The organism is Weissella confusa, assembly GCF_004766315.1.
Lineage (GTDB): Bacteria > Bacillota > Bacilli > Lactobacillales > Lactobacillaceae > Weissella > Weissella confusa_A.
The window spans coordinates 1-8,465 of record NZ_PVSN01000053.1; the positions used below are offsets into that span (position 1 = coordinate 1).

Genomic DNA, 8,465 nt, shown 5'->3' on the forward strand with positions numbered 1-8,465 from the left:
ATACCTGATGCCAAAGCTTCTTCGATGATAAATTGAATCGTTGGCTTATCAACGATTGGCAACATTTCCTTGGCCAAGGCCTTAGTTGCTGGCAAAAAACGAGTTCCCAAACCTGCTGCTGGGATAACTGCTTTACGTACTGGTTTCATAAAAATTAGTTCCTATCTATTATTTATACTAGAAAAGTCAGATTAGTTGATTTTCTTTGCTGGCACTCCACCTAAAACACTTCTTGATTCCAAAAAATTTTTAGTCACAACCGCACCAGCACCTACAAAAACTTCATCGCCCAATGTTACTGGTCCGATTACACTAGATCCAGCTCCAAAATTCACGCCATCTCCGATTGTCGGAGCCCCATCATTTTTGTCTGTCCCCTTAATGCCAATAGTTACATTATGTCTAAGGGTAACGTTTTTTCCTATTTTCGAATCAGCATGAATAACAATGCCAAATGGATGATCAATCACTAGACCACTACCAATCTCTGTTTCAACTGGAATTTGAATATTAAGTAATAGTTTTACGATGAACAAGCTTATAACTTTGTACGGAGTCAATAAAATGATTTTAACTAACTTATTGTTAATTTTTTCATTTACAAGTTGGCCTAACCTAAAATTCAGTATCACAAATTTCGAAACCTTTTCCTTGTTTTTTTGTAGTTCCTTGCTTATTTCAGATAATTTCATTTCTACGTCCTTCATAAAATTTAGACATTAACACTGAGACTGCTACTATGAAAAACGGTTGCATGCCTATCTCAACGATATATTGATTAATCAACCATTGAATAGATAGAATCATAATCAAAATTCCAAAGTCATTGTTCTTATAAACTTCTCGAAATTTGTTGGCTGCTACAAAATAAACGCAATAAACTCCATACGCAAACAGTACACCATAATTTAGCAATATGTTCATGTAAGATGAATCTATAAAAAAGTAGTCGTTATTTTGTCCAGTGCCATAATTGCTAGAGTTTTCGAGTCCTCCAGCACCAGACATAATCACTTTTTGTCCAAACAATGTATGAAAATTATATCGATTAAATCCTATTGCCGACCAAGCAATTCGGGACGATAGAATACTATCCAACTTTAGTAACGGACCGGGATTCTTTTGATACATCAAAACTAAAATAAGCATAATCGTCGCTATAATAAATGGAATTAATCCCCAAAACCGATTATTTAAAAGACGAGTTTTTTCAAGTTGTGCACCAAATGTGCCGATGACTATTAACAAAAGACCCACCACCAAGTCAACACGCGAATCCGTTTCGAGGTAAACATATATAACAAGTGCTGATAGTAGGACCGAAACCATATAGTTGAGATCAAAACGTTTCACAAACACAACCGCTGCTATTAAAAATGTCAAACGTGACGAAAAACTAGTAGGATATAAATCCCCCAAAGAGTATCTGCTTTTTATTAACCCCGATGCCCAATCAGTTCGAAAATATTCAAAATTATATATAATCCCAAATTTGCTCATTACCAATAGAATAAAAAGAGAAGTTGCTGAAATCCATATAAATGTTTTCAAGAAATAATAAATGTCAATTCGGTCTGAAAAAAGTGTGAACATCACAATATAGAAAAACGAATGTTGCCCTGATTTAAATGCAATAATCGCTCCCACCATAACCCCAATAACGATCGTGACAACGTGTTTTACTGAATAGGTATTCGCCAACATTACTTTTAACAGTAATAACCCCACACTCAGAATCACCAATATCTTGGCAAACGATCCGCTTGAGAACATTGAAAGGTAACTAAGATTAGTTGATTTTACAAAAATGGACAAATAATAAAATACAAACGAAGCTGAAAATAATGATGTCAAAATTTTATTTTCTGTCATCATCAATCTCCATCAATTACCTTTTGAATCGCTTGTTTTGTATAAAAGCCATCTCGTAACTTTTTCCCAACTTCAAGAGCATTTTTCTTCATGATGCCATAATCATCTGCCGACATTTCGCTTAAAATTTCCCGTACTTCTGTCAAGTTTGAAACGGTAATTCCAACATTATTTTTTAGTACAAATTCTGATATGGCTGCTTCGTTCCAAACAATAACAGGCAGTCCTGCACTAAGGTACAACGACGTTTTGTGTGGATTATTATATTTTGTATATTCCCCGAACCGTCCAGTACCTCCCAAAACTGAATCTCCATCCCAAACTAGTCCGAATGAAGAATTAAGCTTATTAGGAAGAACTTCAGGCTTAACAATACCGTGATAATGAATATTTTCCGGATAGCTTGATGCAGGATTAGGCCCGTATAAATCAACTATGACATCTTCAAATTTATCAATAAACGAGGACTTTGCTAAGTTTCCCGCAAACGCTACAGACATTTCAGGGTTAGTTGAATCCTCAGTCATCATTTGATTATCCGTAAGATAATCAAAAACTTCAAGATTATGCATCGGAGTGTTAACCCCGTTATTGCGTAACCAATTAGCCATAGCTCCATTATGAACAATCAATAATGTGGCCTGGTTAAATAAACTTCGTTCCCAATTGAAATCCGACTCTTGGCGAAGTGACTCAACATCATGTATAAAAATAACTAGTTTCAGTTGTTTCTCACCCAAAACTTTCAACAAGGAATTTGTGCTAACTTTACTATACAAAGGGTGTTGCAACACGACCATTCCACTTTCTGAATTTGATTGAATTGCATTTCGCCAATCAGTTTTCGAGAATAGTGCCTTATGTATCTTTGATGTGTCGTTATTGTATTTCACCATGCTAAAATTCATTGTTTTTAAAATATTAGCTACATCGTCTTTAGCTTTACTTCCAGCGGATATAAAATCATCCGATTGTGTGGTCACTCCTAAATACATTTTATTTATCTATCTCCAATATCTTTTCAAATGCGTTTTCAACCCTATTAGGGTAATTAAGCCCAGTTAGCCAATCGATGCTGTCTTGAACCTTTTCAGGTGACAAATTTTGCATCTTTAGTTTTTGTACTGCCTCCGCAAAATCCTGGTAATTGTGTTCTTTGTAGATATATCCATTTTCACCTTGAACTATCATATCCGCTGGTCCAACAGGTGTATTCATTGAAATAACCGGAACGCCAAAGCTCAAGGCTTCTGCTATTACCATTGGAAATCCTTCAAATTTCGAGGTCAAAACAAGTGCATCGGCTGCATCTAATTGCTTCCATGCATTTTCCGTCCACCCATGCCATGTAATGTGCACATTCGCTAATTTTAGCGTATCAGCATATTTCTTAATGGTCGGCAACTCTTTTCCACCACCAAACACCTCAAGTTCAATATTAAAATCAGCATCAAATGCATCAAGTGCTAACAATAATTCTCTTAAATTCTTTTGACCATCGAGTTGCAGTCTACCCATATAAATCATCTTAAACACGTTAGGATTAGTTGATCTTGGAATTTGAGTTCCCTCAATTACAACAGGATTGTATATAGTATACACGTGACTCATCACCCCGATTTGACGAAATTGATTAACTATTTCATTGGCGATTGCCAGATGAAAATCCAGTTTCTTCAAGTATTTTAAGTTCAAATCAACACTATTGAACAATGAAAAATGAATCCATGATCCAACTCTTGTTTTAGAGTGCCTAATCCTACTATAGATTTTCAAAAGATATGCGGTTTTCGGTCCTAATCCTATAACAATGTCGCCGCGCACCTTGGCCAAGAAGAAAAATCGCCCCAATTTTGAATGCGAAGTATTTTCAACAACCTCAACTCCTTGGTTTTCCAGCTCATTAATCCATTCTTTATTTTGAATTTCATCTACCAAGTACACTGTAAACTTATTATGTTTTGATAAATGCTGGTCAGTAACCATTTTAAAAATTACAGTCTCGGTGCCACCTCTACCGGACAATTTTGGAGCAACAATCGCAACCTTATTTTTCATCAACATTTTCCAAAAACTCCTCAAGTATTTCGACCGTCACATCTCGAATGTCAAAACCCTTTTCCTTTGCTTCTTCTCGCACATTTCCACCGTCCACTAGCTCAAACTGATTCAAACGGTCGTTTATAATATTTGATATTTTCTCTGACCATACTTTTTCATCAAGCTGCAAAAAACTTATATTAGAGCTGAGTTCTAGAGATTTTGTAAAAGCATCTGAAACAAGAACTCTTGAACCTACCAATTGTGCCTCAAGCGCGACCAATCCAAATGGTTCAAACAGTGATGGGAAAAGAACAGCATCAGAAGCTGCCAAGTAATTTTGAATGTTAGGTTGCGGTTGTAAAAAAGTCACATTATTCTCTAAACGATGTTCTTTCGCCATTTGTTGGATTTCTTTGATTAATGGACCTTCACCTATAAGTAAAGCTTTGAAGGCCACACGCTTATCCCTTAAGTTAGAAAGCATACGAATTGTAAACTCATAGTTCTTTTGTTCACTAAAAGTACCAACTTGGACTAACAAAGGTTCGTTATCCTTTTTATTTAACTGCTGGATTCTTTGAACTTCATCTTGATTAACATCGTATCTATCTAAAAAAACACCGTTCTTTACAACTCGATATTCCTTCTTACCAAATAATTTTTCTCCAGATACATCATTTACGCTATAGCCAATGTTATAAATCTTTCGAAGAAATGGCGTTAGCAATTTTGTTATGAACGGATGATCAGTCGCCTCGTTGTGCGTATGAATAACCCTAATAGTTTTTGTTCCAAGCGTAGCCAAAACATCAAACAGCATAGTGGCACTATTACCATGAACGTATAAAACATCAATCTTGTTGTCTCTAATTATTTTTCTCAAGGACCTAATATACTTAATGATATGTTTTTGAGAACGATTCAACACATACGCTGGTATCCCCAAATCGTCTAAATAGCTCAAATAGTCTGTTGCGTATGGACCGTTGGAAACGACTGATACTGTTACATTAGGGTCGTAAGACATTTGCTCTGATAAATTCATTACCATAGTTGAAATTCCATTGCGCGTAAATCCAACTGTATTAACAAACAAAATTTTCACTTAGTTTCTCCCAATTAATTCAGCAATAACCAATTCAAACTGATTCATAAACTTTGATTTATCTCGCACCGAAAACTTTGATGGCATCGGCCTATCAATAATCAACTTTCGCAAATCGTCATTGTCCAACGCAAACGGAATACTAATGTTATGTGTACGTAATGCCTCGAGAAATTCATATTGATGGTCGTTAACATGTTCATTGAATTTCTTTAAACGTGGCACCACAATCACAGAATTGCCTTTTTCAATTGCATCAAGATACGTAGCCGCACCCCCATGTGTTATAACAAGATTGGCCTCACCCATAAGTTCTTGCATCTCATCAAATGGCATAAACTTTTGCATTAAAATACGATCAGATTTATAAGTAGAATATCCAGACTGGGCAATCACTTTTTCAGTAATTTCTCCCGAACCAATCATCTTATCAACAGTCTCAAAAATCCTATTCATGGGTTGTTCATGTGTACCTACAGTTATAAAAATCATAAAAATAGTCCCTCTATAACAATCGCTTTTTTATAGACGTTTTTCATTTCTGGCCACTGTACAATAAATCGATCTGCAAAATGATAAACAAGTTTTCCTGTCAGAGTAGGTTTATCCATCCGATCAAAAACTTCGATATATATTGTTTTCGCACCAAAAAATTTCGCCAACCAAAAAAATGGTACAGCAACAGCCGCACCAGACGAAATAATCAAATCCGGTCGTTCACGCCTTAAAATACGAATTGCAAGAAAAAAATTTCGAATTAAATTAATAAAATTACGGTTCGTAGGATAATATGCTTTATACCAATTTTCGTTTTTCAATAAGTACTGGGCATCTTCTTTTTCAAAGGTCACCCAAAACCTTTCATTTTTTTCCCACATCGGACTTAGCTTCATTAAATGTGCTAAATGTCCACCACTTGATCCAACTAATGCAATTTTCATATCTCTCCTTTAATACGCACCGGAATCATCCGCCAAAAACATTTGAATTACCGTCGCAAATAATATCTTTATATCCATAATAAGCGATTTGTTTTCAACGTATTTCAAATCCAGCGCAATCATCTGATCATAATTCAGGTTACTTCTACCACTAACTTGCCATAATCCCGTTAGTCCAGGCCACGCTTTCAAACGTTCTTTTTCAGAATCTCCGTATGCCAACACTTCTTCAGGCAACGCTGGTCGTGGTCCAACCAAGCTCATGTCTCCTTTTAGAACGTTTACGAATTGGGGAATTTCATCCAAAGAATGCTTCCTAATGAACACTCCCACCTTTGTAACTCGTGGGTCATTTTTGACTTTGAATATTGGCCCTTCTGTTTCGTTCAAATCTTCCAATTCACTCTTCATACTGTGTGCGCCGACAACCATAGAACGGAATTTCCACATTACAAAGGGTCTACCTTTATAGCCAATCCGTTCTTGTGAATAAAATGTAGGTCCACCATCTTCAAACTTTATAGCTGCGATAATCGCCAAACTTATTGGTGCAAAAATTATTAAAGCGACCAGACTTCCGAGGATATCCATCATTCGCTTTGCAGCACCATACAAGACGAGTTTCATCAAAACACTCCCATACTTACTCAAGTGATTGCCATCACTTTTTTGCATCTACTCCGTAACCATAACCATAACCATACCCATACCCAGCCGCATCACGCTTTGTACGAATACGTTCAACAACACCTAGAATTTCTTTATTACTTAGTCGAAGTGTTTCAACAGTACGTTGCAAGTTTGCTTTTAACGTCTTACCAAACGTAGTCACCAATATAGTACCATCAATAATTGGCATAAGTACTTGAGCGTCAGTAACGGCCATCACTGGTGGCACATCGAATACAACCACATCGTAGTTATTTCTCATCCACTCAACAAGCGACCCCATACGAACCGAACTTAGTAATTCCGCAGGATTGGGTGGTACTGGTCCTGAAGTTAACACTTCCAGGTTTTCGACAAAAGTCTTCTGAACAATGTCTTTTGGTTGCACGTTACCTGCTAAAATCGTTGTTAAACCACGTGTGTTAATCAGATCAAAAGTCGAATGTGCAGTAGGGCGTCTTAAATCTGCATCAACATATAAGACATTCTTGCCAGCTTGTGCCCAAGTTACTGCTAAGTTCGAAGACACTGTAGTCTTACCATCCGATATTTCTGCAGATGTAATCATCACAACTTGCATTTTTTCCAACGTCGCGCCTGCAAATTCAATATTTGTTCGTAATGTGCGGAATTGTTCTGAGATAACATGCTTCGGCTCAACAAACGTCACTAACCGAGCTCCATTATCTTGTGTTTCAGTGTCTTCCGTATGCTTTTGCTTAAAAAAATTAAAACCCATCTTTTTATCTCCCGTTAAATTCGTTGACTAAAACGTTCAGTCCGTGATTCTCCAGATTTATTACTTTTGTTGTTTTCTGCGACCACATCTTTTAAATCTCTAATGCGCTCAATGTAGTTAATCACTCCCAGGTTGGTTAGACCCAAATCGTTTGTTAAGAACTCCACGTTTTTTACTGTGCGATCACTAATTTCCTTGACGAATCCCCATGAGAATCCAGCAAGCACACCAGCCATTAGTCCAGCAAGTGTTATCAACTTAACATTCGGATCAACCGGCTTTTTATTTTCAATTGCCTTTGAGACAATTGAAACATTTGAAACCGACATGATGTTAGTGATTTTAGTTTTAAATACTTCAGCAATTGAATTTGCGATATCAGCAGACATTTTTGCGTCATTTGACTTTACGTCAACCGTAAATACCTGAGAATTATTTTGGCTAGAAATAGAAATCATATTAGCAAGCTTATTAGAAGAGAGATTTTCGTTCGCATATTTTGCAGGCTTCAACTTGTACTTTGCAGGTTGCGCAGGCTCAACTTGTACCTTTTCTCCCAACTCATTGATTTCATACTTCGCAGGTTGCGCAGGCTCAACTTGTACCTTTTGCGCTTTTGTCAAATCTTGAACTACCGCTTTTAATATAATTGGGCGCGTAATGATATCCTTGTACGTATTAATGATTTGAATATCAGCTTGCTGATCTCCAAGTTGTATTCCCTGCTGAGTGGCATCTTCCTTACGATTAACGAGTAATGCCGCCGACGAACTGTATTGTGGATGAATCACAAATTTGGACACACCAAAAGCAACACCGCCAGCAATCACGCCAAACGCCAGCATAGACGTCCAGTTACGACGAACAATCAACCATAGTCGACCAAGATCAATTACGTTATCCATATAAATAAACCCACCTATTCTAAATCCTTGAATTTACAATTCAAGTGCAACACTAAGCTAAATAGGCGCTGATGTCAAGATTATGGACAGGTTTTTTCGGCACCGAGAGGTGCCGGACTCCGAAAATTTTTCAAAACCCGGATTTCAGCTTAAAAAGGCGTCATTTCTCGGTGTTTTTGTAGGTAGAACAG

General features: G+C 36.9%; 11 protein-coding genes. All 11 read right to left on the reverse strand.

Annotation, left to right across the window (positions count from 1 at the left end):
• Positions 1-149 (reverse strand): sugar phosphate nucleotidyltransferase (locus C6P11_RS07710; RefSeq protein ID WP_245299841.1); only part of this gene is annotated, 149 nt, incomplete at its 3' end.
• 42 nt (positions 150-191) lie between these two features.
• The gene (locus tag C6P11_RS07715) at positions 192-692 is read right to left on the reverse strand and encodes a serine O-acetyltransferase (protein WP_167849550.1); all 501 of its coding nucleotides are present in this window, start codon (positions 690-692) and stop codon (positions 192-194) included.
• Positions 679-1,872, reverse strand: coding sequence for a hypothetical protein (locus C6P11_RS07720; RefSeq protein ID WP_135520077.1), 1,194 nt, complete (start codon positions 1,870-1,872; stop codon positions 679-681). Before C6P11_RS07720 ends, C6P11_RS07715 begins: the two co-directional genes overlap by 14 nt.
• Positions 1,873-1,874: 2 nt before the next feature.
• Positions 1,875-2,867 (reverse strand): sugar transferase, encoded by a 993-nt coding sequence (locus tag C6P11_RS07725; protein ID WP_135520079.1) that lies wholly within the window; start codon positions 2,865-2,867, stop codon positions 1,875-1,877.
• A 1-nt stretch (position 2,868) separates the two neighbouring features.
• Positions 2,869-3,936, reverse strand: coding sequence for a glycosyltransferase (locus C6P11_RS07730; protein ID WP_135520081.1), 1,068 nt, complete (start codon positions 3,934-3,936; stop codon positions 2,869-2,871).
• On the reverse strand, positions 3,920-5,020 hold the full coding sequence (locus tag C6P11_RS07735) for a glycosyltransferase (protein WP_135520083.1): 1,101 nt from the start codon (positions 5,018-5,020) through the stop codon (positions 3,920-3,922). Before C6P11_RS07735 ends, C6P11_RS07730 begins: the two co-directional genes overlap by 17 nt.
• Complete coding sequence (locus C6P11_RS07740; RefSeq protein ID WP_135520085.1) at positions 5,021-5,512, reverse strand: glycosyltransferase; 492 nt, start codon at positions 5,510-5,512, stop codon at positions 5,021-5,023.
• Positions 5,509-5,961, reverse strand: a complete 453-nt coding sequence (gene pssD / locus C6P11_RS07745; RefSeq protein ID WP_135520087.1) for a PssD/Cps14F family polysaccharide biosynthesis glycosyltransferase — start codon at positions 5,959-5,961, stop codon at positions 5,509-5,511. Before pssD ends, C6P11_RS07740 begins: the two co-directional genes overlap by 4 nt.
• A 9-nt stretch (positions 5,962-5,970) precedes the next feature.
• Positions 5,971-6,636 carry a sugar transferase gene (locus tag C6P11_RS07750; protein ID WP_135520089.1) on the reverse strand — a complete coding sequence of 222 codons (666 nt, stop codon included), beginning with the start codon at positions 6,634-6,636 and terminating at the stop codon, positions 5,971-5,973.
• Positions 6,623-7,369 (reverse strand): CpsD/CapB family tyrosine-protein kinase, encoded by a 747-nt coding sequence (locus C6P11_RS07755; RefSeq protein ID WP_135520091.1) that lies wholly within the window; start codon positions 7,367-7,369, stop codon positions 6,623-6,625. The genes C6P11_RS07750 and C6P11_RS07755 overlap by 14 nt, the downstream gene beginning before the upstream one ends.
• Before the next feature lie 14 nt (positions 7,370-7,383).
• On the reverse strand, positions 7,384-8,274 hold the full coding sequence (locus tag C6P11_RS07760) for a YveK family protein (protein WP_135520093.1): 891 nt from the start codon (positions 8,272-8,274) through the stop codon (positions 7,384-7,386).
• Positions 8,275-8,465 lie beyond the last annotated feature (191 nt).